The sequence below is a fragment of the Enterobacter cloacae complex sp. IR5458 genome, assembly GCF_049238025.1.
GTDB lineage: Bacteria > Pseudomonadota > Gammaproteobacteria > Enterobacterales > Enterobacteriaceae > Enterobacter > Enterobacter kobei.
The window spans coordinates 217,630-240,313 of sequence record NZ_JBMKIF010000005.1 but is presented as its reverse complement, the minus strand read 5'-3'; the positions used below and the strand labels follow the sequence as shown (position 1 = coordinate 240,313).

At 53.4% G+C, this 22,684-nt stretch carries 21 protein-coding genes and 2 pseudogenes; 11 read left to right on the top strand and 12 right to left on the bottom strand.

The annotated features are described in order from the left end of the window. Positions 1–53 precede the first annotated feature (53 nt). From ACOTYN_RS06435 to ACOTYN_RS06415, 5 genes and pseudogenes are all read left to right on the top strand, one after another. Positions 54–1,073: pseudogene (locus tag ACOTYN_RS06435) on the top strand (ABC transporter substrate-binding protein); the annotation flags it as partial. Positions 1,074–1,170: 97 nt separating this feature from the next. Further along, on the top strand, positions 1,171–2,184 hold the full coding sequence (locus ACOTYN_RS06430) for an ABC transporter permease (RefSeq protein WP_014882924.1): 1,014 nt from the start codon (positions 1,171–1,173) through the stop codon (positions 2,182–2,184). Continuing rightward, entirely contained in the window at positions 2,184–3,017 is an 834-nt protein-coding gene (locus ACOTYN_RS06425; protein WP_023332327.1) for an ABC transporter permease, read from the top strand. The genes ACOTYN_RS06430 and ACOTYN_RS06425 overlap by 1 nt, the downstream gene beginning before the upstream one ends. Continuing rightward, complete coding sequence (locus ACOTYN_RS06420; RefSeq protein ID WP_014882922.1) at positions 3,010–3,846, top strand: ABC transporter ATP-binding protein; 837 nt, start codon at positions 3,010–3,012, stop codon at positions 3,844–3,846. The genes ACOTYN_RS06425 and ACOTYN_RS06420 overlap by 8 nt, the downstream gene beginning before the upstream one ends. Then, complete coding sequence (locus tag ACOTYN_RS06415) at positions 3,833–4,537, top strand: ABC transporter ATP-binding protein (RefSeq protein WP_332956652.1); 705 nt, start codon at positions 3,833–3,835, stop codon at positions 4,535–4,537. The genes ACOTYN_RS06420 and ACOTYN_RS06415 overlap by 14 nt, the downstream gene beginning before the upstream one ends. 108 nt (positions 4,538–4,645) lie before the next feature. Here the strand turns inward: ACOTYN_RS06415 and ACOTYN_RS06410 are convergent, their stop codons facing one another. From ACOTYN_RS06410 to budA, 4 genes are all read right to left on the bottom strand, one after another. Further along, positions 4,646–5,119 (bottom strand): cold-shock protein, encoded by a 474-nt coding sequence (locus ACOTYN_RS06410; RefSeq protein ID WP_014882920.1) that lies wholly within the window; start codon positions 5,117–5,119, stop codon positions 4,646–4,648. Between the two features lie 131 nt (positions 5,120–5,250). After that, positions 5,251–6,021, bottom strand: a complete 771-nt coding sequence (locus ACOTYN_RS06405) for a (S)-acetoin forming diacetyl reductase (protein WP_014882919.1) — start codon at positions 6,019–6,021, stop codon at positions 5,251–5,253. A 20-nt stretch (positions 6,022–6,041) separates the two neighbouring features. Beyond that, positions 6,042–7,763 carry an acetolactate synthase AlsS gene (gene alsS, locus ACOTYN_RS06400; RefSeq protein ID WP_407226670.1) on the bottom strand — a complete coding sequence of 574 codons (1,722 nt, stop codon included), beginning with the start codon at positions 7,761–7,763 and terminating at the stop codon, positions 6,042–6,044. Next, the gene (gene budA / locus ACOTYN_RS06395) at positions 7,735–8,514 is read right to left on the bottom strand and encodes an acetolactate decarboxylase (protein WP_332956656.1); all 780 of its coding nucleotides are present in this window, start codon (positions 8,512–8,514) and stop codon (positions 7,735–7,737) included. Before budA ends, alsS begins: the two co-directional genes overlap by 29 nt. 105 nt (positions 8,515–8,619) lie before the next feature. Here budA and ACOTYN_RS06390 point away from each other — a divergent pair, with 105 nt between their 5' ends. Further along, complete coding sequence (locus ACOTYN_RS06390) at positions 8,620–9,501, top strand: LysR family transcriptional regulator (RefSeq protein WP_047344433.1); 882 nt, start codon at positions 8,620–8,622, stop codon at positions 9,499–9,501. Between the two features lie 437 nt (positions 9,502–9,938). Further along, complete coding sequence (locus ACOTYN_RS06385) at positions 9,939–10,394, top strand: hypothetical protein (RefSeq protein ID WP_332956659.1); 456 nt, start codon at positions 9,939–9,941, stop codon at positions 10,392–10,394. Positions 10,395–10,804: 410 nt separating this feature from the next. Here ACOTYN_RS06385 and ACOTYN_RS06380 read toward each other — a convergent pair whose 3' ends face one another. Then, a complete protein-coding gene (locus ACOTYN_RS06380) occupies positions 10,805–11,929 on the bottom strand; it encodes a hypothetical protein (RefSeq protein ID WP_332956661.1) in 1,125 nt (374 codons plus the stop codon). A 542-nt stretch (positions 11,930–12,471) separates the two neighbouring features. On the opposite strand from ACOTYN_RS06380, the pseudogene ACOTYN_RS06375 reads away from it, so the two are divergent. The 4 genes and pseudogenes from ACOTYN_RS06375 (at position 12,472) to ACOTYN_RS06360 (ending at position 14,563) form a co-directional block, all read left to right on the top strand. Continuing rightward, positions 12,472–12,765, top strand: a pseudogene (locus ACOTYN_RS06375) (type II toxin-antitoxin system HigB family toxin). A gap of 14 nt (positions 12,766–12,779) precedes the next feature. Then, complete coding sequence (locus tag ACOTYN_RS06370) at positions 12,780–13,199, top strand: helix-turn-helix domain-containing protein (protein WP_332956663.1); 420 nt, start codon at positions 12,780–12,782, stop codon at positions 13,197–13,199. A gap of 131 nt (positions 13,200–13,330) precedes the next feature. Continuing rightward, the gene (locus ACOTYN_RS06365) at positions 13,331–13,921 is read left to right on the top strand and encodes a hypothetical protein (protein WP_332956666.1); all 591 of its coding nucleotides are present in this window, start codon (positions 13,331–13,333) and stop codon (positions 13,919–13,921) included. A gap of 168 nt (positions 13,922–14,089) precedes the next feature. Then, positions 14,090–14,563 (top strand): GNAT family N-acetyltransferase, encoded by a 474-nt coding sequence (locus ACOTYN_RS06360; protein WP_332956668.1) that lies wholly within the window; start codon positions 14,090–14,092, stop codon positions 14,561–14,563. Positions 14,564–15,032: 469 nt separating this feature from the next. Here the strand turns inward: ACOTYN_RS06360 and ACOTYN_RS06355 are convergent, their stop codons facing one another. The 7 genes from ACOTYN_RS06355 to ACOTYN_RS06325 form a co-directional block, all read right to left on the bottom strand. Beyond that, positions 15,033–15,437 (bottom strand): SMI1/KNR4 family protein, encoded by a 405-nt coding sequence (locus ACOTYN_RS06355; RefSeq protein ID WP_332956670.1) that lies wholly within the window; start codon positions 15,435–15,437, stop codon positions 15,033–15,035. Continuing rightward, entirely contained in the window at positions 15,437–15,745 is a 309-nt protein-coding gene (locus ACOTYN_RS06350; RefSeq protein ID WP_234107132.1) for an HNH endonuclease, read from the bottom strand. The genes ACOTYN_RS06355 and ACOTYN_RS06350 overlap by 1 nt, the downstream gene beginning before the upstream one ends. Before the next feature lie 442 nt (positions 15,746–16,187). Continuing rightward, on the bottom strand, positions 16,188–16,574 hold the full coding sequence (locus ACOTYN_RS06345; protein ID WP_014882892.1) for a hypothetical protein: 387 nt from the start codon (positions 16,572–16,574) through the stop codon (positions 16,188–16,190). Between the two features lie 157 nt (positions 16,575–16,731). Then, positions 16,732–17,298, bottom strand: a complete 567-nt coding sequence (locus ACOTYN_RS06340) for a hypothetical protein (RefSeq protein WP_023336865.1) — start codon at positions 17,296–17,298, stop codon at positions 16,732–16,734. A 161-nt stretch (positions 17,299–17,459) separates the two neighbouring features. Further along, a complete protein-coding gene (locus tag ACOTYN_RS06335; protein WP_023336864.1) occupies positions 17,460–18,017 on the bottom strand; it encodes an imm11 family protein in 558 nt (185 codons plus the stop codon). A gap of 2 nt (positions 18,018–18,019) precedes the next feature. After that, positions 18,020–22,207 (bottom strand): RHS repeat-associated core domain-containing protein, encoded by a 4,188-nt coding sequence (locus tag ACOTYN_RS06330; RefSeq protein WP_332956675.1) that lies wholly within the window; start codon positions 22,205–22,207, stop codon positions 18,020–18,022. A gap of 17 nt (positions 22,208–22,224) precedes the next feature. After that, positions 22,225–22,662, bottom strand: a complete 438-nt coding sequence (locus tag ACOTYN_RS06325; protein WP_045268297.1) for a DcrB-related protein — start codon at positions 22,660–22,662, stop codon at positions 22,225–22,227. Positions 22,663–22,684: the final 22 nt, after the last annotated feature.

Genomic DNA, 22,684 nt, shown 5'->3' with positions numbered 1-22,684 from the left:
CACCTCTGACTGAGAGTTTACTCACTTAGCCGCGTGTCCACTATTGCTGGGTAAGATCAAACGACTTCGGCAACGCCTGGCTGAAAATGCACTCGGCAGGCAGCGGCGCGTTCAAAATGCGCGTTTATCAGCCGCATCAGGCTATCGTGCTGGAAGCCAACGAATCGGCTCCCGGCGGCGCGCCGAAGCTTAAAAACATCATCATTAAAAACGTTCCCGATCCGGCTTCCCGCCGCCTGCTGATCCAGCAGGGTGATGCCGACGTGGCGCGCGATCTGGGGGCAGACCAGATTAGCGCCCTGGAGGGCAAGCCGGGCGTGAAGGTGCTGAGCATTCCGTCCGCCGAGCAAAATTATCTGGTGTTTAACACCGGCAACAGCGCTAACCCGCTGCTCAACAACCCGGCGTTCTGGGAAGCTTCACGCTGGCTGGTTGATTATGAAGGCATTACCAAAAACCTGCTGAAAGGCCAGTATTTTGTGCATCAGAGCTTCCTGCCGGTCGGTCTGCCGGGCGCGCTGGAAGCGAATCCATTCACGTTTGACCCAGCTAAGGCGAAAGAAATTCTCGCCAAAGCGGGCATTAAAGACGCGCACTTCACGCTGGACGTGGAGAACAAGCCGCCGTTTATCACCATCGCCCAGTCCATGCAGGCGAGCTTTGCTCAGGGGGGCGTGAGGGTCGATCTGCTGCCCGCTGCCGGGAGCCAGGTCTATGCCCGCGTGCGCGCAAAGCAGCATCAGGCGGCGATTCGTCTGTGGATCCCGGACTACTTTGATGCACACTCTAACGCCAGCGCCTTTGCGTGGAACGATGGCAAATCCAGTACCGTAGCCGGTCTGAACAGCTGGAAAATTCCCGAGCTTAACAAAGCCACGCTCTCGGCGGTTGCCGAGCCGGATCCGGCGAAACGACTGGATCTGTACAAGAAAATGCAGGAACAGCTGCAACATAGCTCGCCGTATGTGTTCGTCGATCAGGGCAAAACCCAGATCGTGGTGCGCGATAACGTGAAGGGATATCAGCAGGGCTTGAACGCGGACATGGTCTGGTACGATCGCGTCACGAAGTAGCCTTTGTTGCCGGGTGGCGCTGCGCTTACCCGGCCTGTGTTCTCGGTTTTGTAGGCCGGGTAAGGCGAAGCCGCCACCCGGCATGAAGAGATTTCCCATGCCACATCTTTCCACCCGCGTGCTTCAGGCTCTGCTGACTCTGCTGCTCACGCTTTTCGGGCTGCTGCTCGTCACGTTTGCGCTCTCGGCATTTTCTCCGGTCGATCGCGTGCTGCAGATCGTCGGCGATCACGCCAGCCAGTCCACCTACGATCAGGTTCGCCACCAGCTCGGGTTAGATCGCCCCCTGCCCGTGCAGTTCTGGCACTACCTGCAAGACCTTGCCCACGGTGATCTGGGCACTGCCAGCGCCACCGGCCAGCCGGTGTTGCAGGACTTGCTGCACGCTTTTCCCGCCACGCTCGAACTGGCTACGCTGGCCTTAATCATCGGCGCCGTGCTCGGCGTGATTGCCGGGGTGCTGTGCGCCCGCTATGCCGGTTCGCCGCTTGATTTAACGCTCAGAACGCTCACCCTGCTCGGCAACTCGGTGCCGATTTTCTGGCTTGGCCTGCTGATGCTGGCCCTGTTCTACGCGAAGCTGCAGTGGAGCGCGGGTCCCGGCAGGCTGGATGACATCTGGCAGTTCACCGTAGAACCACGCACCGGCTTTGCGCTGGTGGATACCTGGCTTTCTGGCGATCGCGAGGCGTTTCGCAACGCCCTCAGCCACCTTGTGCTGCCGGTGCTGCTGCTGGCCTATTACTCGCTCGCAAGCATTACCCGCCTGACGCGCTCCGCCTGTCTGAGCGAAATGAACAAAGAGTACATCCTGCTCGCTCGCGCCAAGGGGGCCGGGGAGATGACTATTCTGCTGCGCCACGTGCTGCCGAACATTCGCAGCACCCTGCTGACGGTGATTGCGCTGGCCTACACCAGCATGCTGGAAGGTGCGGTATTAACGGAAACCGTCTTCTCCTGGCCAGGCATCGGACGCTACCTCACCACCGCCCTGTTCGCCGGAGACACTACCGCCGTCATGGGCGGCACGCTGCTGATTGGCATCTGTTTTGTGCTGATCAATAACCTTACCGACCTGCTTGTGCAGGCAACCGATCCCAGGGTGCGCTGATGCCGTTTTATCTCTTTATACGTCGCCTGCGCCGTTCGCCTGCCGCCTTTTGCGGGTTGATTGCCATCGTGCTGCTGATGGTGATCGCCCTGTTCGCCCCCTGGCTTGCACCGGTTGACCCGAACTGGCAGGACGCCGCCTCGCGCCTGCAGGCACCGAATAGCCAGCACTGGCTCGGCACCGACAGCTACGGGCGCGACCTGCTCTCGCGCCTGATTTACGGTACCCGTCCGGCGCTCGGGCTGGTGGCCTTAGTGACGGTCATTACCCTGCCCACCGGGCTGCTGGTGGGGATCCTGTCCGGCTACTACGGCGGCTGGATGGAGCGCCTCCTGATGCGCTTTACCGACGTGGTGATGTCGATGCCGCGCCTCATCCTTGCATTCGCGTTTGTGGCGATGCTGGGTCCGGGGCTGGTCAACGGCGCGCTGGCGCTGGCCTTAACCACCTGGCCTGCTTATGCACGTCAGGCGCGAAGCGAAATTCAGCGTCTGCGCCACAGCGATTATCTGGCCGCTGCCGAGATGATGGGAATTCGCGGCCCGCGCCTGCTGGTCGGCCATATTCTGCCGCTGTGTCTGCCGTCTGCGATTGTGCGTCTGGCGCTGGATCTGGCCGGCATTATTCTGGCCGCCGCCGGGCTCGGTTTCCTCGGCCTTGGCGCCCGTCCGCCAATGGCTGAATGGGGGGCAATGATTGCTGACGGCATGCAGGTGATTTTCGACCAGTGGTGGATCGCCGCCATTCCCGGCGGAGCCATTCTGTTTGCCAGCCTGGCCTTTAACCTGCTAGGCGATGGCCTGCGTGACGTACTGGAGCCGCAACATGACTGAACACCGCGTTATCGTCGATGCGCTGAATATCGACTACCCCGCCGCACGCGTGGTCAACAACCTGAGCTTTACGCTTGGCAACGAGCGTCTGGCGCTGGTGGGTGAATCCGGCTCGGGTAAATCGATGTCTGCCCGCGCCCTGATGGGGCTGGTACGTAAGCCCGGCATGGTGAGCGCCCGGCAACTTAACGTGCTGGGCAACGATCTGCTGACTCTGAACGCCCGCCGCTGGCAAGCGCTGCGCGGCAACGGGATTGCGATGGTTTTGCAGGACCCGCGCTACGCGCTCAATCCGGTGAAAAGCGTTGCCGCTCAGCTTGACGAGGCGCTCACGCTGCATCAGCGCCTGCCCCGTTCAGAACGCGTGGCGCGCATTCACGACATCATTCGCGCTGTCGGACTGAGCGAACATGTGCTTCAGCGTTATCCCGGCGAACTTTCCGGCGGCATGGGCCAGCGGGTGATGATTGCGATTGCGCTCATCAACAACCCGCAGGTGCTGATTGCCGACGAACCGACCTCAGCGCTGGACGCTCGCCTGCGCAACCAGATCCTCGAACTGCTGGTGCAGCAGTGTGAAGCGCGCCAGATGGCGATGCTGTTAATCAGCCATGACCTGCCGCTGGTGGCGGAACACTGCGACCGCGTGCTGGTGATGTATCAGGGCGAAAAGGTTGATGAGATGGCGGCAAGCCAACTCCCTCAGGCAACGCATCCGTATACGCGCACCCTGTGGACCTGCAGGCCAAATGCCAATACCTTTGGGCAGATGCTGCCGACGCTCGACCGTTCGCAGCCGTGGAAGGAGGCGAACGATGGCGCTCGTTGAGGTTAACCAGGTTCAGGTCACCTTCGGGGAAAAGACGGCGGTCTCTGCCGCCAGCTTTACCATCGCGAAAGGCGAAACCTTCAGCCTGATCGGGGAATCCGGCTGCGGGAAATCGACCCTTCTGCGCGTGCTGGCGGGGCTGCATCGCGAGTGGCGCGGGAACATTACGCTACTGGGAGAGACGTTAACGCCCGGGCGACGTTTTCAAGGCACGCTGCGTCGCAACGTGCAGATGGTGTTTCAGGATCCGTGGGCGTCATTGCACCCGAACCACACCATTGCACGCACGCTGTCGGAGCCGTTGAACATCCATGGCGAAACGCAGATTGCGGAAAAGGTGGCGGATGCGCTTAAACAGGTGGGCCTGTCTGCCGATGCGGGGAAACGTTATCCGCACCAGCTTTCCGGCGGCCAGCGTCAGCGCGTGGCGATTGCCCGTGCGCTGCTGTTGCGCCCGCAGCTTCTGCTGCTGGATGAACCGACCTCGGCACTAGATATGTCCGTGCAGGCGGAAATTCTTAACCTGCTCAACCGCCTGAAAGCCGCCCACGACATGACCTATCTGCTGGTGAGCCACGATGCGGACGTGATTGCCCATATGTCCGACCGGGCGGCATTTATGGCACACGGGGAGATCCAGAAGGTGTTTGATCGGGAGGCGATGTTACGGGGCGAGCACAGGATGGGGTAAACGGGTGCGGCTGTGCCCGGTGGCGCGATGCTTACCGGGCCTACGTTTCGTGCCGCGTTGAGGGTTTTTCGTAGGCCGGGTAAGGCATCGCCGCCACCCGGCAACAAATCACTTCAGCAGCTTGACCGTAGCGTCAATGTCAATTTCATCTTCGGTAAAGATCAGCGTCGTGTTCTGGAAGGTCGTGATCGCCAGCTTCTTCACGGTGCGCATTTCACCCGATTTTACCTCGGATTTCGGCTTAATGCTGTTCATCAGCAGACCCACCGACAGCACCGCGTTTTCTTTGTCGATTTTGGTTTCAACCGGCTCTTCTTCGCTGAACACCACGAAGGATTTGATCGAGGTGAGCTTCACGCGCTCGCCCGCAATATAGAGGTGTTTACTCTCGGGGATCACCTTCACCGCATAGGCGGAAAGGCCTTTATTATTCGTCGTCGGCTCGAACGTCACCGCCGCATCTTTCTTAATCAGATCAGGGTTGGCGACCTTAATCACATGAAAATAGCGGTTATCGCCGTTTTCATCTTTGATAAATCCAAAGCCTTTATCTTTAAACCACGTTGTGATTGTTCCGTTCATCGCTGTTACCGCCTGTCAGATCGTAATGACTAAAGTTTTGCAGCGCGCAGTGTAATGCACAATGGCTAAGGAGACAAAAAAAAGCCCCTGCACGGGGGCAGGGGAAAACTCATGTCAGAGCTTATTAGTATTTAGTTGAACACCATCCCACCATCAATCAATAAGGATTGCCCGGTCATGTAATCAGAATCCGGCCCGGCGAGGTATGAAACGCAGGCGGCGACATCTTCCGGCTCGGACAAACGACCCAGCGTGATGCGTTTGGCAAAAGTTTCCGTCCCGTAGCCAAGCGGTTTGCCCGCCGCCTCGGAGACCTGACGGTCGATTTCCGCCCACATCGGCGTTTTGACGATGCCCGGGCAATAGGCGTTAACGGTGATGCCCAGCGGAGCAAGGTCTCGCGCTGCGGTCTGGGTTAAGCCGCGAACCGCGAACTTGCTGGAGCTGTACACGGCCAGTTCCGGGTTGCCGGTGTGGCCTGCCTGGGAGCAGGCGTTGATGATCTTCCCGCCGTGCCCCTCTTTGCGGAACGCGTCGATGGCAGCCTGAATACCCCAGATCACCCCTTTCACGTTGATGTTGTAGACCTTGTCGACAATCTCTGGCGTGATGGATTCGATAGGCGTGGACGGCGCAATCCCGGCGTTATTAACGATGACGTTAAAACCGCCCAGCGCGGTGCGCGCTTTTTCCACCGCCGCAAACACCTGCTCGCGGTCAGAGACATCCACCTTCACGGCGACAGCCTTGCCGCCGTTGCGGATGATTTCATCGGCGACGGCTCTTGCCGTCTCATCGTTATAGTCGGCAATGGCAACGGCAAAGCCATCCTTCACCAGGCGCAGCGCAATCGCTTTACCAATCCCCTGGCCTGAGCCGGTTACGAGAGCAACTTTTTGCATTTCTCTGTCCTTATATTGAGTCACAAAATCTGGCTGAGATGGAGCTGGCCCATCAGCAGCGGGTTATCGCTGTAGTCGACGGGAATGGCCACCACGGCCGGGCCATCGACATCCATCGCCGCGCGCAGCGTCGGTTCGAGCGCTTCAGCACTCTCCACGGCAAAGCCTTTCGCGCCGAAGGCATCGGCATAGACTTTGAAATCGACCGGGCCGAACTCGACGCCGGAAAGGCGCTGGTATTTTTTCTCTTCCTGGATCGCCACCATGTTGTAGGCGTTATCCACCCAGATGATGTGCAGCACGTTGGCGTTGAGGCGCACCGCGGTTTCCAGCTCCATGCTCGACTGCAGGAAGCCACCGTCACCGGAGACCGATACCACCTTGCGGCCCGGATTCACCAGCCAGGCACCAATCGCCCACGGCAGGGCAACGCCCATGGTTTGCTGGCCGTTGGAGATCATTACCTGACGCGCGCGGAAGCTGTAAAGGTAGCGGGCGATCCAGATGTGGAAGCTGCCCATATCGACGGTCAGGGTCACGTCGTTATTGACGATGTCCTGCATGGCGCGCACGATGCGCAGCGGGTGCAGAGCAAACTGGTTGAGCGAGGCGCCGCGACGATCGAGCAGATCCCGCTGATGCTGACGATCGACCAGGATTTCAGAGGCGCGCTGGCTCAGCTCCAGCTTATGCTCGATCCGGCCGGCAAGCAGGTTCAGCGTTCCGGCGATATCCCCCACCAGCTCAAGATCCGGCACGTAGTTACGCTCTTCATAGGCAGGCAGCACGTCAATGTGCACCAGCGTGGCGTCGCCGCTGTTCCACATAGACGGCTCGTACTCCACCGGGCTGTAGCCGATGCAGATAATCAGATCCGCCAGATGCAGCAGCCGGTCGCCCGCCTGGTTATTGAACAGGCCGACGCGCCCGGCGAAGCGGGTAAAGTGCTCCTGATTCACCGCCCCGGCGGCCTGATAGGTGCTGGTGACAGGGATACGGCTTTTCTCCAGCAGCTTACGCAGGGCATCGCTGTTCGCGGGCTGGCTGGCCATCAGGCCAAGTAAAATGACCGGGTTTTTAGCGTTTTCGATAAGCTTCGCCACGTCGTTAATCGCAGACTCCGGTGCCGGACCCATCAGCGTCGCACCGCTGGCGGGTAAAATCGTCCCCGTCGCAGGCTGGTCGACGATATCCTGCGGCAGGCTGACGAACGCGCCCCCCGGCCTGCCGTGCTCGGCGGCGCGAAACGCGTTCGATACCACCTCGGCAATCGCGTCCGGCGAGCTGACTTCGACGGCATATTTGGTCACCGGGCTGAACATGGCGACGGTGTCCATGCTCTGGTGCACCAGCTTCGCTTTATCCGCGCGTTTGACCGCCCCGCCCAGGGCGACCACCGGATCGCCCTCGCTGTTGGCGGTGGCAATGCCGGTGATCAGATTGGAACAGCCGGGGCCGGAGGTCACCAGCGCCACCCCGGCTTTACCGGTCAACCGCCCTACCGCTGCCGCCATAAACGCCGCATTCGCTTCGTGACGCACGGGTATGATCTCGATGGAGGAGTCCAGCAGGGAGTCAAACACTTTGTCGATTTTCGCCCCCGGGATCCCGAATACCTGCTTCACGCCCTGCGCTTCCAGCTGGCCGACAACCATATCGGCGCCATGCGCCCACTGACGTGACTGTTTCTCACTGTTCACGGTAGTTCTCCTGTTAGTTTTCGACGGAACGGATCGCGGCATCCAGATTGCTCGGGTGAAGGTTGGCCTGTAAGAACGCGCTGTCGGCGGGCAGGTCAATCATGAGCTTGTGAATTTCGCCGAAGGTGAGCACACCACTCTCAAGCTGATAGTCGAGCAGGTGTCCCCCGCCCTGACGGTCGTCAGTAATAAAATGCTCGTGATAACCGGCCACGTTAATGCCCTGCATATGCTGCGGGGTGCGGAACCCGACCAGCACGCCCTCGCGCTGGTTGAAGCGGAACACCGGCTGGTCATCCAGCACGTCGGTCATCGCCCGGTACGGCGGCGTCTGGCGCGGTACGGTGCGGGTGTGGGCGTGGCGGAAATTACCGTCGATACGCAACGCACAGAACAGGTTATCGGTCGGGATTTGCTGGTCGATCACATCGTGGATCTGCTGACGGCTGACCGGCGTATCAAAGGTTTTACGGTACTGCGGCTGAAACCAGGTCATCACCGCGAACGGCGTTTTCTGCTCCGGCTTCGCGGCCCGGGCGCTGCCGTCGGCACGCAGCTGGTATACCTGGCTGCTGAAGGCAATCATTTCGCCATCCAGCTCGTTGAACGTACCCAGGCCAAAATCACCGTGTGCCAGCAGATCGGCGATGGTGGTCTCACCTTCGTATACGCCGCTTAGCAGGGCGCTCATTAGCGATGTTTGATAGATCACGCTGTCAGGATGCTGGGCGGAGAACCCACGCAGGGTCTCGCACAAGCTGGCCTCACAGTCGCAGGCAGATGAATGCATCATCATGCTCGTCCTCTTCAACTTTATTTAGAAAGGTTAAATAAATGTTGACCCGATTCAGCAGAGAGTTCCAATATAGAAACCATGCTGGTTTGAGACGTTTTAGATATGGAACTTCGTTATCTGCGGTATTTTGTCGCGGTTGCACGCGAGCGACACTTCACCAAAGCAGCCAAAGCGCTGGGCATTTCACAGCCACCTCTGAGTCAGCAGATTAAACGGCTCGAAGAGGAAGTGGGCACCCCGCTGTTCAGGCGTCTGACGCGGGGCGTAGAGCTGACCGAGGCGGGAGAAGCCTTCTATGAGGACGCCTGTAAGATCCTGGCGCTGAGCGACGCCGCGCTGGAGAAAGCGCGCGGCATCGCGCGCGGGCTGAACGGCAGCCTGTCGATAGGCATCACCAGCTCCGACGCTTTTCATCCTCAGATTTTCGCGCTAATCCGTCAGTTTCAGGTGCAGAACATGGCGGTGCAGGTTCATCAGGTAGAAGCCAATATGTCGTCGCTGACGACGATGCTGGCGGACGGTGAACTGGATATCGCCTTCGTGCGCCTGCCGTGCGAAAGCAGCAAGATGTTTGAAATCAAAATTCTCGACCGCGAGCCGATGGTGGTGGCGCTGCATCGCGACCATCCGCTGGCGGAGAGCGATTCGCTGGCCTTAGAGCAGCTGCGGGATACACCGGTGGTGCTGTTCCCGCAGGAGGTCGCGCCGGGATTGTATGACCGGGTTTACAGCTACTGCGAGCGGGCCGGCATTAACGTGCAGCATGCGCTGCAGGCGTCACAGCTTTCATCTTCGCTGAGCATGGTTTCCGCGGGCGGCGGATTCGCGCTGGTGCCAAAATCGATGGCGGCCATTTCTCCGCCGAATGTCACCTATCATGCGTTGAACTCACCGGAACTTTATACCGATATCGCGCTCTGCTGGCGTCGGTTTGAGCGTTCGCGGACGGTGAAGCGGTTTTTGACGATGATGAGTGAGGGGTAGCGGCAGCGCGGCTGTGCCCGGCGGCGCTGCGCTTGCACGGGCCTACGGTTCGTGTCGGGGTGGGGGTTGTTTGGTGTTTGGTTTTGTAGGCCGGGTAAGGCGTAGCCGCCACCCGGCAATACCCTTCTGGAAGCCGCCTCGCAAACCTGCAAGCAACCTTATGTAATTCAGGTATATCGCTTTTCTTCCCTTCTTCGCGGTTTTAAAGTGCCTGCGTTGCGGCACATCCGTAACCGGGCGTAGGAACCCGCATACATGACACGGCAATTATTTTTGTCGCGACAGTGCTCATCCCGTTAAAATACGGTCGCGCTGGCGGAGCAACCGAAAGGTTGGCCGCTTTGTCATGTGCGGTATTCCTACCTCCGTCAGCGCTACCACCCATGAGCGTAGGAACTTATGTGGTGGTCTGGAGTATGTTTAAAAAGGAAAATCACATGACAACTATCCCTTCCCTGTCTTACGCGCTTACTGAAGAAAGCGCTGTTTATCATCTTCTCCACCTGCAACTTCCCGTTTCTGCGGATCTCTTCGAACTGGCTGATGCCTGCACTGCGTATGTCAGCGTGCTGGTGGAAACTGACGACACAGTGACGTTTACCACGCTATGCGAGCGACTGCTGGCTGCGCTGAAACGGCTGCGCGAGTGCTGTGACTCAGAACTTCCACCGTATCTGGTTGAACGGCTCATTGCGGGAGAAAAGATCGCCTCCTGCGTACCGGACTGCTGGCAAGAGACAGCGTTGCAGGTGGACTATGTCGTGGCGTTAACGCTGGCGGTGATGGGTGGTGCGCTGCCGCCTAGTGTAGCGAAAGAGCTGACTGGGCTGCTGCATGATATGGTTTGGCTGCTGGCGGAGTTTGTGAAGGAGCCTTATATAACGGCGCACTGAGGCGGGTGAAGGGAGGACGGGGTTCTGCTGGGTAAGAAGCAGGATTTCGGCCTTACGCAAAATACAATGTTGTTGTCTGGTAAGAGCGATGAGAAGTAAAAGATATGGGTACCACAACACCTCTTGGCCTAGACACCAAATTAATGATGTATTACTTTGCTGGTTTTTGGTTCTTTTTAATATTATTGGACTCTAAAAATGACACCAAACTTAATTTCAAAGGCATATTTATAATGTGATATTATTTTCGGATGCTCTGGACTACTCCAAAATAAGAGCAGTCCATATTTTATTTGCATCCGTGTATCTCTTCGGAGCAATTCAGCTCTTTTACTTACGCTAAGGAATCAAACAACAATTAAGCTAAACTACGTAATAGTATCGGCTTAAATGTATTATAAAGCATAATATCACTTAGGTTTTCTTTGACAATAGAGCATAGCTTCAATGCTAGTCCAATTAATTCTATGAAGAAACTCTTCGAAGTCCCACTCAGAGCGGATACGTTCCCTAAAAGAATCAATCCATTGATAATCGGCCCATCCTTTTGAAGAGAGTAGAGCAAAAAGTTTTATACGTCCCTTTATCTCAACATCCAAATTTCTTGTTTCTATTTCATAGTTAGGAATTTTGAGATAGGCCTTTTCGAAAAAGGTGGGCGTATTTGCAGTTGTGCCGGGATAACTAACTTTAATTTCAACAACCAGCCTTTTAGTTTCTAATCTCACTATCTTGGTCTCAGGTATGGTGACCGCGCTGTTTTTTGGTAGAACCAAATCGAAGCGGTTGTAAATAGCACCGTCAGAAGACCACAGACTATGAATTTCTCCTTCTGGCCGTTTATCGGGATTTGGGAATGCCTCAATAAAAATATCACGTTGCTCAATCGGCGTTGTCAACAGATTTAGGACACGATTTGCATGTAATAACTCTGGGATATCTTTTCTTTGTAATTCTTCAATCGCCCCGCTATCTGTGTGATCAAAATAATCCCTCAAATGGGTTGACAGCGACTCTAAAAGACAAAATTGTGCTATTTCTTCTAGGAGTTCTACTGATCGAGGTTTCTGAGGAATTTCGGAGTCATCTATATTCATGCGAGAGATTGCAATGTATTGCTTCTCATGCTCACTTTCATTGATTGTATTGGGCTCACGAGGTTTCGAAAGTGGATCATTTGCCCAACCTGCGAAAATAGATTTATTCTCAGCCTCTATAGCTCTAATAGTACGAGCCATATCTTCTGCAAAGTCATAACCCTTTACTGGGACCAGTGAGTTTGTGGTGGATCGAAAAAAGACAACTGCCGGGATATTTTCATCAAATGAGAGCTTTTTTACGAGCCTACTAGAAAAAGTCACTAGGCATGCCACAGATACAAGCAAGAATATCCAAACAGTCCACAATGGTAGTTTTACTGCAATTAGATTCGTAAGAAACCCTAGGGATATGGCTAAAACTACAGCAACTAAAACTAGTTCGATCAGTTCCTTCTTTTCATCAATGATTTGATTGATTGTGTTCTTATGTTGCATCAAGTCCCCCTGAACTATGTTGCATGCAAAGTATTTCATTATTTCGAACAATGGCTTTGATAAAGCTGACAGCGCATAGAAATGCAATACTCTTCAAAATTTACGCGTCAAGTTTGGTATATCAATACTGTAAAGCTCAAATTTATATCATGTAAATAAAAATATCAATTTTCATATGCATAATGTTAGCAGAATATCTTGCTTTCGCCCCCTTCTGATGAAAAAACTGTATGTAAAACCAGCTAGCAACACTGTAACCAGAGACTTGACTATATGATGTGAGAACCGATTGTTCTCTCCTAATAAAAAGCAGGCATGTTTTTGACTCATTACGAGTAGTAATATGATCTTGATCGCTTTTTACCTTAGCTACCAATTCAGGCACAGACACACAAATAAAAAATATAACAAACTACAACACATGCTCCCTTTAGTTTTTCTGAACCTGCTCCAAAAGTCCTTCTTCCCCTAAATAAGTTTCCATATTGTCAACCCATCAACTGTCACCTATAATGTTTCCAGTCTGGAAACAAGGGGCAAGGATACACTTAGTCTCAAGAGCGCCTTTCGACACAGCGGCCAGACATTATCCCAATCAATCACTCGCCCTGGACGATCTTTACCGGGTACTAAAAAAGGAACACTCCCCATCACCAGACGACATGTGAAAACGCTTCCCCAGCCTGGACAGGATGAAATACCGGAAGAAATGATGGGTCATTGATGCGGGCGGCGGGCATTTAAGAGTGATGTTTCTTGCTGATTTTGAGCGTGGAAAGATCTTCATCAAACACATCAGCACACACGCAGAGTATGACAAGCTTACGGACCTCTAGCGGAGAACGAAAGAATGAATTATGCAGCAGCCATCAAAGCGGCAAATGATCTGACAAACGCGCTCCCTTTTTTGGGATCAAGCCCGACGCGACAAGATTACGAGGATGCTCTGGGGTTGGTTGAGTATCTGATTGAGCATGACCCCGATAGCCCGCTGGTAGAATTGCTCACCGCCAAAATCGATAAATACGAAAACGAGTCTGCGGAGTTTGCAGAATTTAACGCGCGCTTTGCCAGCATTTCATCTGGAGTTGCACTGCTGAGAACGCTGATGGATCAGTACCAACTCACTCAGAGCGACTTTGAGAATGAGATTGGCAAGAAGTCTCTGGTGAGTCGGATCCTCAACGGACAGCGCACGTTAACGCTGGATCATATGCGCGCGCTGGCGAAGCGTTTTGGATTGCCAGTGAGTGCGTTTGTGGGGAATTGAGCGAAAGCAGGTTAAGGTGACAGGGAATTAATGATGACATCGTAACGCTTCCCCACTCCCTTTTCCTGGTAATTGTCTGCGGCACACCATCTGTTACTCTGGCTGAACTCAAGGAGTGACAAGGATAAGCGATGCTGAACCCAGGATTCGTTACCCGCAAAGTGCTTGCTAACTGGCAGGATGTTCCCGCTTTTCTCCCCCAGTTCCAGTTTTATGAAAAACACCAAACGGTCATCCACACTTGTCACCCTGAAAATATTCTGCCGTTGATTGCAAACTTTGACATCCGTCAGGATGCCGTGATTCGGCGGTTAATGTCTTTGCGGCAAATACCGAAAAAATTATTACGGAATAAACAAGCCGGGTCGATGAGCAACTTTGGGTTGCACAGTTTTACCCTTTTGACCCAATCAGCGTCAGAGATCTGTTACGGGTTAAGAGGACAATTCTGGCGTACAGATTTCAACCTTGAAAACGTGCCGGATGCCAGCGCTTTTCAGACGCCAGTCGCTGCGGGTAAAGCAAAGCTGCTGCTGCGCTATCAGGTAACGGAACGCGCACCAGGCCAACATGAGCTCTCTACGGAAACCTTTGTTTATTGTCCGGACAGAAGCACTCTGCTAAACATGACAGCTTACTGGCTGGTCATTCGGGCAGGCAGCGGCTGGATCCGTAAAAGAACGCTGAAGGCAGTTAAGTCGAATATTGAAGGGCTGGAGTGAGATGCTAACGAAAACGTTACAGCGTTAATCAGCAACGCTAATGCCATTTGGTCTCAAACCGCCAGCTGATTGTAAATAACCTTCTTATACGTTGAGCTCATCACAGATGGCATGTATCGTTTGCGCCTTAAGCCAATTGTGTACAATACGTTATGGAAGATACTGATAATGGATTTTAGATTTAGATTAATTACAGCAGAAGATCGCCCTTTTATGGTGCAGATGCTTTATGAGGCAACGATAGCCTCTGAACAAACATTTGATATAGATAATATTGAAAATTTTCCCCATTCATATGCATATATAGAAAATTTCCCTGAAGCGGGCGAGGTGGGTATTATTGCGGAATCCACAGATGGAACTCCAGCAGGGGCTGCCTGGCTCAGGAATTTCCCCGAAGGGGACAAACCTGGGATTTCGGGTCCTGAGTTAACGATTGCTATTGCTCCGTCATATCGGCGACAACACCTGGCTAAACGTATAATGGCGCAACTTTATCAGGCAGCCAATGCGTTAAATATTAAAACGCTGAAGCTCGGTGTTTATCAAAAAAACGTGCCTGCCCTGGCGTTTTATAAAAACGATGACTGGGAGCCAGATGTTATCTTTGGCGATTACGTGATGATGAAGCGCGCTATTTAATCGGCGCTTCTTAAAAAGAATTCCGTCGAGGTAATGCCCACTGTCGAGCACGACCCCGCCATTAACGCTGGAGCACATGCGCGCGCTGGCGAAGCGTTTTGGCGTGCCGGTGAGTGCATTTGTGGGGAATTGATTAGGATGGAATTCAACCAGGTGTTAAGAAAAAAAGTGTCGCAGCTATTCTGTTCTCCGTTGAAGTTGGCTCAACAATTGTGCCATCTGCACGAAACGGCTCTGCATAACCATAGATAATATTAGGTTATGCATCAGTTCTTTGAGGCAAAGCTGTTATCGGATATGAAAATTTAATAGTTACCATACCCTATTAATAAAGCCGGCATAATCCGGGTTATAAATCTAGAAACCATAAAATTAATGAGTGAACTTAAATATTTAAGCCAGACTCTGACTTTGGGCTTTCAAAAAGACAACCTCACCACCGATAATTTTATAAACAGCCTCTTTACTTTCATGCAAATAATTCTTCTAAAAATTCCGAGAACGAATCAGCGACCAACTCAACCTCTTTATCATCCATCAGAAAAATAAATACCTTCCCTAATGAATCATCAGATTTGAGAGATAATAGAAAAGTGTCCCCCCCGTCATCATAAGCAAAAGGAACCATATTCTTTAACTCGCCAAACGACTCGATAAGATCATGATAGAGTTGCTCAATTGGCAGGTCACCATATTTTATAGGATTAAAACCGCCAAGCATAAAAGGATTACCATCTTTATTATCATGAGGATACCCACCATTATTTTTAAGATAAAAATCAAGAAATGATGCGGGAAGATGATGATCAAAGTACGCATTGAACGCGTTTATTTCGTCTACAGTCAGTTTATTCTCTGAATCAGTAAGATACATTAGCATTTTCCTCCAACGGTTCTGCGGGCACGGTTTCTGGCTGAATGAGTATAGGCATTTCCAGTGGCAGCCTTGTACTGACTAACGCCACCAGTATGCGAAATTCCCTGATGAGCACTTTGTTTAACCAATTGCATAGTCCCTTTGTTAGTTTCAGGATTATAATCATCAAGATGGTGCCAGACATAAACACTTGGCGTAGTTTTTTGATTCAATCCAGCCTCTATATTTGCAGCATGGAAATCTTGCAAATAATCTCCGGTATATTCGATAGAAACAACAGGATTAATGCCAGCTTTATTATACAAGTCATTACTTCCCGAATAATCCAGCCCACCTGTAGGGTTTGAACAACAGTACTGTATCCACGCTCACTAAGCTTAGCGATTGGATCGATGGCAAGACCCAGCAGCTCAATCCATCCCCACTGATTAGCCGCATAATGATAAAGGTTTCATCTACCATTCAACCAAAACTGATCCTGTACAATAAACCGACCGCCCTGTAGGTCATAACAGCGAAACAGGTTATAGTACGGTCCAGATTCACCCTCAGCTTATAGCCCGGCATAGCGAAACGGCTGATGTGTTTCACAATCCGTGAAAATCCTTTGCTCTGATGACGTACCTCGCAGCATTCGCCAGTTATCACGAAATCGATTTGGCCTCTTAGGGAAGTAAGAGGTTGAAAAGAGTTGTAGTTACAGCGTGATTCTAAGATGAATATTGATTTTATCTGGAATCGGTCTTTTCACCCTTTAGTTATACGTCTATTCACTATGTCATTTACATAATGTTCAATCGAAATATTGTGCTCCCGATTAATCTGAGAAATGAATGCGCTAAGATGCTCTTGCGATGCATGAAGGGTAGTGGCAATAAGGTTATCAAAATCGTTCTGAGTAAATCGTTTGTGTCCCTTCAACGTCGAGTGCTGAAGCAGAGTGTGTGCGGTCACTTCCATGACGGCCCGCCGGTAATGATCGGACAGCAGGACGTCAAGATCGGTCTGACGAATATCAAACTCAAAATAAAAGCTGACAAATCCAGATTCAACAGGTAATGAATAAATCAGTTTGTCGCCTAATTGCTCAACGTAAGGTTCATATCCTTCTCCCATTACTCGCGTAGTCTGCATAGAATCCCTCTCCTTTCATTCATGATGATTAATTCAATTAAATAAATACACAGCACAACCATTTTAATTCTTGCATAAAATATCTGTAAGAATCAGAGAGAGCACCCCTTTGAAAAAAAATAATATTATCGCTGACTCTCTTTTGAACGAAAACAATTTACCCATAAAAATAATTATAAAACGCATTAAAACTTTCATTACCGATAAGAGGCACAATTCTTTTCCGCAACTCATCAATAAAATCATCTTTTACTTCGTCATTATCATCTGCTATATCAAAGATATCATATTGACCATATACCAAATCAATAAGCTCAGCCAATGAAAATATAAATCCAGAGAGACTACAAGCTATTTTAAATGGTTCAATTACATCATAACTTGCATAAATAGGGGTATTCCCTTCATCGACAACCGCAATTATAGGTTTACCTCCACCTAAATCATCACCAATAACAAGGTAATTTTTTAGTAAGTACTCATAACCATTTTGAGCCTTTAAGAGCTCACTGACTGAGTGAAGTTTAATTGGCGCGAAGCCTGTTTCAATCTTTAATTTTTCAGGATTGTAATTTTCATATAAAAATTCCACCTCTGTCGAACGAGGTAAGTTGGACGGGAAGGCATTGTCCAGATCATTGACGGTTCTGAAACTCCCTGACAGCGAGTATTTATTGCAAATGACAATAAGTTGTTTAAATGCTTTTTCAATCTCATCCACCATTGTCTCAAACGCACAATCTTTGAGGTTTATTTTTTATACTTTGCAAAGCAAGTAGTTAATGATAAAATAATATATCCCATTGAACTTCAATTTAAATGAATTATTATAATCCGGGAAAATATTTCCCCGGACCATTTTGGCTAATTTAAATCATACTCACATTAATAAATAGGGTCTGCAAAATCTATTCCTTTCACATTACTCTTAGAAAGGAACTCTTTAAATTCATTTGAAATAATTATGCAAGATTTATATTCACTACATCTTGCCATACTAAAATCTTCAATAACATTTTCTTTGAAGACTATTTTACTAAACTTCCTTGGACCATGAGGTAAATAACTTAATATAGGTTGACTTTCTGAAGCTTCCATATCAATGCATGAAACCTCTCTTAGTATATTAATTATTTTATACCCTTGATATTGGGTTTCATTTATAGATACAGTTGCGTCAATAAGTTGAACATCAGTCCGAAAAACATCGTGGCAAGAAATTAGTGACGCTAGTCTGGGTGATATGAATATAGGCCCATCACTATAATAAAAATCATATGCAAGCAGTGCCTTCTCACTCACCTTAGATTTTAATTTAAAAAAATACCCCTCGTTAATTTCAATTGATTTACATTGCGAGAAAGCACTTCCAGATATATCAGGGTGCTGGTATTCAAACCAATAACTATTGGGGTAATCAGAAGCAATTCGTAGTTCATACATACTTAGCACCTCGCTTTTCTAACCGAGTTTTTGTTAAGAATAGTTTTTCCACCGCGTAAATCGGCACGTTCATTTTTTATAATTTCACTAACAGCTTGTTTATACTCTGCTTGTTTCCAGCCGTTTTCCTTCCCATATTCATATATAGCATCCATCTGGTCACCTATATTTTTTGTATAAACAGGGTGAGACCCACTATGGATTGTTCTTGTCGGATGGTAATCAGCTGACTTAGGTAAATAAATAACATTTTTAATATCATGGATATTAAAATCAGCCGCTTTTATTAAATCATGGCCTTTTAACTGTTGTGGAATAATATGATGCTTTTGGAAACCAGTAATACTCGGCATCGTGTTATAGGTCAGCAATCCCAGCGGATCGATCCACCCCAACGGATTCGGCGCATACTGATAAAGGTTCCACCCGCCATTCAGCCCAATCGGATCCTGCACAATAAACCGCCCGACCTGCGGGTCGTAGTAGCGGAACAGGTTATAGTGCAGCCCCGTTTCACCGTCAGCATACTGCCCGGCATAGCGAAGCGGCTGATGCGCCATCGCCGTGCGATTCACAAGCCTCGAGAACCCTTCGCTCTGATGGCGTACCTCGCCAAAGCTGCCGTACTGGCCGCTCCAGCGCACCACGCCGCGCTCGTCGGTCACTTCCAGCGGCGCGCCGTTCAGGTCGGTGTTGAACCAGTAAATCTCACCGCTGTTCTGGTCACGAAGATGATCCACCCGCGCCAGCGGGCTCCAGGCTTCATTCGGGTCGTAGATATAGGTGTTGCACAGCCCGCTCTCCTGCTGCTCCTGCAGCAGCCGGTAGCCCTGCCACAGGAAGCGCGTTTCGGTGGTGCCGTGCGTCGTAGTGACGATTTTGCGCGTGCGGCGGCCCAGCGCGTCGTAGTGATAGCGCGCCTCAAACCGCCCTTCCGGCCCGGTTCCATGCGCGGATACCAGACGGTTCTCGGCGTCATACGCATAATGCTGTTCATACAGCCCGTTGCGGCGGCTGATCAGGTTGCCCCAGTGGTCGTATTTCATGAACAGCGCCTGCCAGTGCTGCAGGCGGTTATCCGTGACCGGTGCCGCATCGTCACTGGCGGCGAGGTTATCCGCGGCGTCATAGCTGAACAGCGCGCGGCTGTGCCCCTGGCGGGCCTCGTAGTGCTTCAGCAGACGACCTTCGGCGTCGTAGCCGTAATCCACCTCACCGCGCAGGGTGTCGCTGACGCCGGAAAGCTCGCCGCGCGCGGTGTAGCGATACAGGCGTTCCAGGAGCGCCTTCTCCGGCAGGGTCACGTCCGTACTCAGCTCACTGCGCTGAAGGGTGCGTCTGCCGAGGCTGTCATACTGACGGACCTGCTCGCGCGCGCCCTGGGTGCGGCGCACCTCACGGTGCAGGCGGTCGCGGGTGAACTCGGTCACCAGCTGCTGCCCGAAGCGGATGGCGCTGACGTGGCCGGAGCCGTAGTGCAGCCAGGCCAGCTTTTGCTCGCCGGGCAGCGTCAGGCCGGTCAGGTTGTTCAGGGCATCCCATTCGTAGCCCACCGCGCCGTTAATACCGGATTCGCTCAGCACGCGCCCGTTGGCATCGTGCCGGTAAACAATCTCATCGCTTTCGATACCCAGGGCAACGCCTTCTGCGGTTGGCGTGCGGCGGATGTGGGTAATCTGGCCGCTCAGGTCGCGGAAGTAGCGGTACTCCGCGTGACGCTGAGTGCGCCCGATCAGCAGCCCGCTGTCGTCATAGCTGAACTGCTGGACGCGACGGGCGATGCCGCCGTCGGCGGCAGGCCGGCCGTTCTCTTCGAGCGCGCAGAGGAACCCTCGCGCGTCCCATTCCATATGGCGCACGGTCTCGTCCGGGCGCGTTTCGCTGAGCGGGCGGCCCGCGGCGTCGTAGGTGAAGCGGTATTCCGCCCCGTTGCCGTTATCGAGTCGCAACAGGTTACCGCGCGGGTCATAGCGCCACTGGCGCACGCGGCCAATTCGGTCAGTAAGGCTGACCGGGAGGCCGAGCGCGTTATAGGCCCAGCTCACTTCGCTTTCCAGCGGGTCGCGCCAGCCCGTGAGCTGGCCGCGTTCGTTCCACACCAGCGACTCACGGCTGCCGTCCGGGTGGATCACGGCGCTCAGCAGCCCGGCACGGCTCCATTCCCGGCGCGTAATATTCCCTTCCGCATCCTCGCTGGCAATCAGCTGCCCGACTCGGTCGTAGGTAAAGCGGGTCACGCTGCCGGAGCAATCGGTGCGCTGCGTCAGCAGCCCCTGGTGGTTCCAGACCAGACGCACCACGCCGCCAATGGCGTCGGTGATGCTCTCCGGCAGGTTTTCTTGATCGTCGGGATAGTCATACGCGGTGGCGTTACCGGCCGGATCCGTTTCCGACAGCAGACGACCGCGAAGGTCGTACATGGCCTGCGATGAGGTACCGTCCGGATACACTGTCCGGGTGATGCGGTCGGTCAGGCGATACCAGTGATACTCCGTACGGCGGCCCGCCGGGTCCGTCTCGCTGGTCATGCGGCCGTATTTGTCCCACGTGCTGCGGCGCATCGCACCGCCGGGGAGAATGACGTCGCAGAGTTCGCCGTCGCGGTAAACAAACGTCGTCTGACGACCGTCGTAATCCGTGAAGCGCGCAACGTTGTCGTCGTCGTCCACCAGCCAGTGCGCCTGCGCGCCGTCATCGCGGGTCGCACGGCGGGTGCCGTTATCAAAATCGTATTCGAACGTCAGCTGTTCGCCGCCGCTGTGGCAGAAGCCGACCACGCGCGGCAGGCCGTCAATCTCCTGCCAGCGGTATTCGCTCAGCAGGCCGTTGGCGTCCTCATGGGCGCTCATTAGCCCGTCCTGCCAGCGGAAGCGCCGGCGCACGCTACCGCCCCGGCCGGTCACACAGACCAGCTGGCGCTGTTCATCATAAGCGTAACTGACCAGGCAGATCTCGTCATCCAGCCAGGCACCGGCAAGCCTGTCACTGTCGTAGCGGCAGACTACGCGCTGGCCCGCGCTGTCGGTCAGGGCATGCAGGGTATTATTCGCATTCCACTCGAAGAGGATAGCGTTGCCGCAGGGTTCAGAGATGCGCTGGAGCAGCAACGGGGCATTATCCTTAAGCGGCGCATAGTGCCAGCGCTCGCCGCTGACGTCATACACCGACCAGCTGTCGTCAGAGTGGTGCTCAAGCCAGTTTTTTTCGCTTTCGCAGTAGGTGCGCATCCCTTTCGGGACATTCGGGAAGGCGATGTAATCACCGGACGGCGCACGCCACACCAGCCCGTCCTGATACGGCTCCAGGCGGCTTTCCCAGAACAGGCTCCACCCGCGGCCCAGCACGCTGTCACCGGGGTTGCCGCTGCGCCAGTAGCGCTGCCAGCGCACCGGCAGACGGGAAGGCAGGACGAAGTCCAGCTCATCATCCCCGCTGAGAAACTTCTGTCCGCTGACGATATCCACCGGGCGGGCGATGATCCCCGCGGCGGCAACGCCGGTCATCAGCGTGCCGACGCGGCAGGCGATACGGGCCAGCTTATTGATACCGGGAATTTTCCCCAGCAGCTTAGACAGCGCCCCAACTTTGCCAGCGGCACCGCCCCACCCGCCGAGCAGGCCGGCGAACAACAGGGTAAGATCGGAGACTTTATACAGCCACTCGGGGACTTCAGACTGAATGGGCAGGGTTTGCTGCGGGTCGCCGCCGATGATGACGTTGTCCGAACCGGTCATCACCTTCGCGTCGCAGGTGGTACGATCCCCGATGCGGGACGCAGGCTGGCTGTTAATGAAGACTCGCTTAGAGCCTTCGGCCATCTGCTGCGAGCCGTCGTCAGAACAGTCGACGGTGCTATCGGTGGCAAGCGCGGCGGGTTTACCGTTGATAAACACATTGGGCGAGCCGGAAGTGATGACGCCTTTCTTCGTCATACTGGATGCCCCGGCGTCCGCGATGCTGTCGCGGGCGGCGGTCGCCAGCTCCCCGGTGTAGTACCCCACGGCCAGGCTCGCGCCGACGAGCAGGACGCCCACGCCCAGGCAGGATGCGCCAAGTCCGGCAATAAACATCGCCCCCGCCAGAATGCCCCCGGCGGCGGCAATCAGGCCGCCGACAATCGTTCCGGCAATCATCCCGGCAAGCGCACCGGAGTGGCCGATATCATCACCTACGCGTGCAGCTTCAAACATAACAACGATCCCTGATGTTAATGGTGGAAGCGAAAGCTCCTGAGAAGATTGCCAAACAGCGCGCGGTCAGCATCGCCCGGCGCGCGGGTGCAGGTCATGGTGAAGACCAGAATTTTATTGCCGTCGACGTTAAACACGGCCTGCTGCTGCCAGATGCGTTTGCCGTCGCGCAGGTAGCTGGCATGGACGGTTTCACCCTGTGAAAGGCCGTCACCCAGCGTAGCGGCGCTACGCTCCCCCTGCTTCCATCCCTTGATGTGTTTTTCCATCAGGGCGAGCTGGCGATCGATGTACGCGGCAAGCGCTTCGCCAGCGTTGAGGGCATCACGGGAGAGGTTGAACGCTGGCGCGTCCGCTGCGGGCGGCGCGAAGACGTTGACGGTACGATCCTGATAACCTTCAGGAAAATCGATCAGACCTTCACTGAAAAGGCACTGCGAAGTTGGTTCTGACATTGAGCGGGTCCCACCACATATT

Coding starts and splice junctions, on each gene's coding strand:
- ACOTYN_RS06430 (WP_014882924.1), top strand. CDS start 1,171: ATGCCACATCTTTCCACCCGCGTGCTTCAGGCTCTGCTGACTCTGCTG.
- ACOTYN_RS06425 (WP_023332327.1), top strand. CDS start 2,184: ATGCCGTTTTATCTCTTTATACGTCGCCTGCGCCGTTCGCCTGCCGCC.
- ACOTYN_RS06420 (WP_014882922.1), top strand. CDS start 3,010: ATGACTGAACACCGCGTTATCGTCGATGCGCTGAATATCGACTACCCC.
- ACOTYN_RS06415 (WP_332956652.1), top strand. CDS start 3,833: ATGGCGCTCGTTGAGGTTAACCAGGTTCAGGTCACCTTCGGGGAAAAG.
- ACOTYN_RS06410 (WP_014882920.1), bottom strand. CDS start 5,119: ATGAACGGAACAATCACAACGTGGTTTAAAGATAAAGGCTTTGGATTT.
- ACOTYN_RS06405 (WP_014882919.1), bottom strand. CDS start 6,021: ATGCAAAAAGTTGCTCTCGTAACCGGCTCAGGCCAGGGGATTGGTAAA.
- alsS (WP_407226670.1), bottom strand. CDS start 7,763: ATGCCGCGATCCGTTCCGTCGAAAACTAACAGGAGAACTACCGTGAAC.
- budA (WP_332956656.1), bottom strand. CDS start 8,514: ATGATGCATTCATCTGCCTGCGACTGTGAGGCCAGCTTGTGCGAGACC.
- ACOTYN_RS06390 (WP_047344433.1), top strand. CDS start 8,620: ATGGAACTTCGTTATCTGCGGTATTTTGTCGCGGTTGCACGCGAGCGA.
- ACOTYN_RS06385 (WP_332956659.1), top strand. CDS start 9,939: ATGACAACTATCCCTTCCCTGTCTTACGCGCTTACTGAAGAAAGCGCT.
- ACOTYN_RS06380 (WP_332956661.1), bottom strand. CDS start 11,929: ATGCAACATAAGAACACAATCAATCAAATCATTGATGAAAAGAAGGAA.
- ACOTYN_RS06370 (WP_332956663.1), top strand. CDS start 12,780: ATGAATTATGCAGCAGCCATCAAAGCGGCAAATGATCTGACAAACGCG.
- ACOTYN_RS06365 (WP_332956666.1), top strand. CDS start 13,331: ATGCTGAACCCAGGATTCGTTACCCGCAAAGTGCTTGCTAACTGGCAG.
- ACOTYN_RS06360 (WP_332956668.1), top strand. CDS start 14,090: ATGGATTTTAGATTTAGATTAATTACAGCAGAAGATCGCCCTTTTATG.
- ACOTYN_RS06355 (WP_332956670.1), bottom strand. CDS start 15,437: ATGTATCTTACTGATTCAGAGAATAAACTGACTGTAGACGAAATAAAC.
- ACOTYN_RS06345 (WP_014882892.1), bottom strand. CDS start 16,574: ATGCAGACTACGCGAGTAATGGGAGAAGGATATGAACCTTACGTTGAG.
- ACOTYN_RS06340 (WP_023336865.1), bottom strand. CDS start 17,298: ATGGTGGATGAGATTGAAAAAGCATTTAAACAACTTATTGTCATTTGC.
- ACOTYN_RS06335 (WP_023336864.1), bottom strand. CDS start 18,017: ATGTATGAACTACGAATTGCTTCTGATTACCCCAATAGTTATTGGTTT.
- ACOTYN_RS06330 (WP_332956675.1), bottom strand. CDS start 22,207: ATGTTTGAAGCTGCACGCGTAGGTGATGATATCGGCCACTCCGGTGCG.
- ACOTYN_RS06325 (WP_045268297.1), bottom strand. CDS start 22,662: ATGTCAGAACCAACTTCGCAGTGCCTTTTCAGTGAAGGTCTGATCGAT.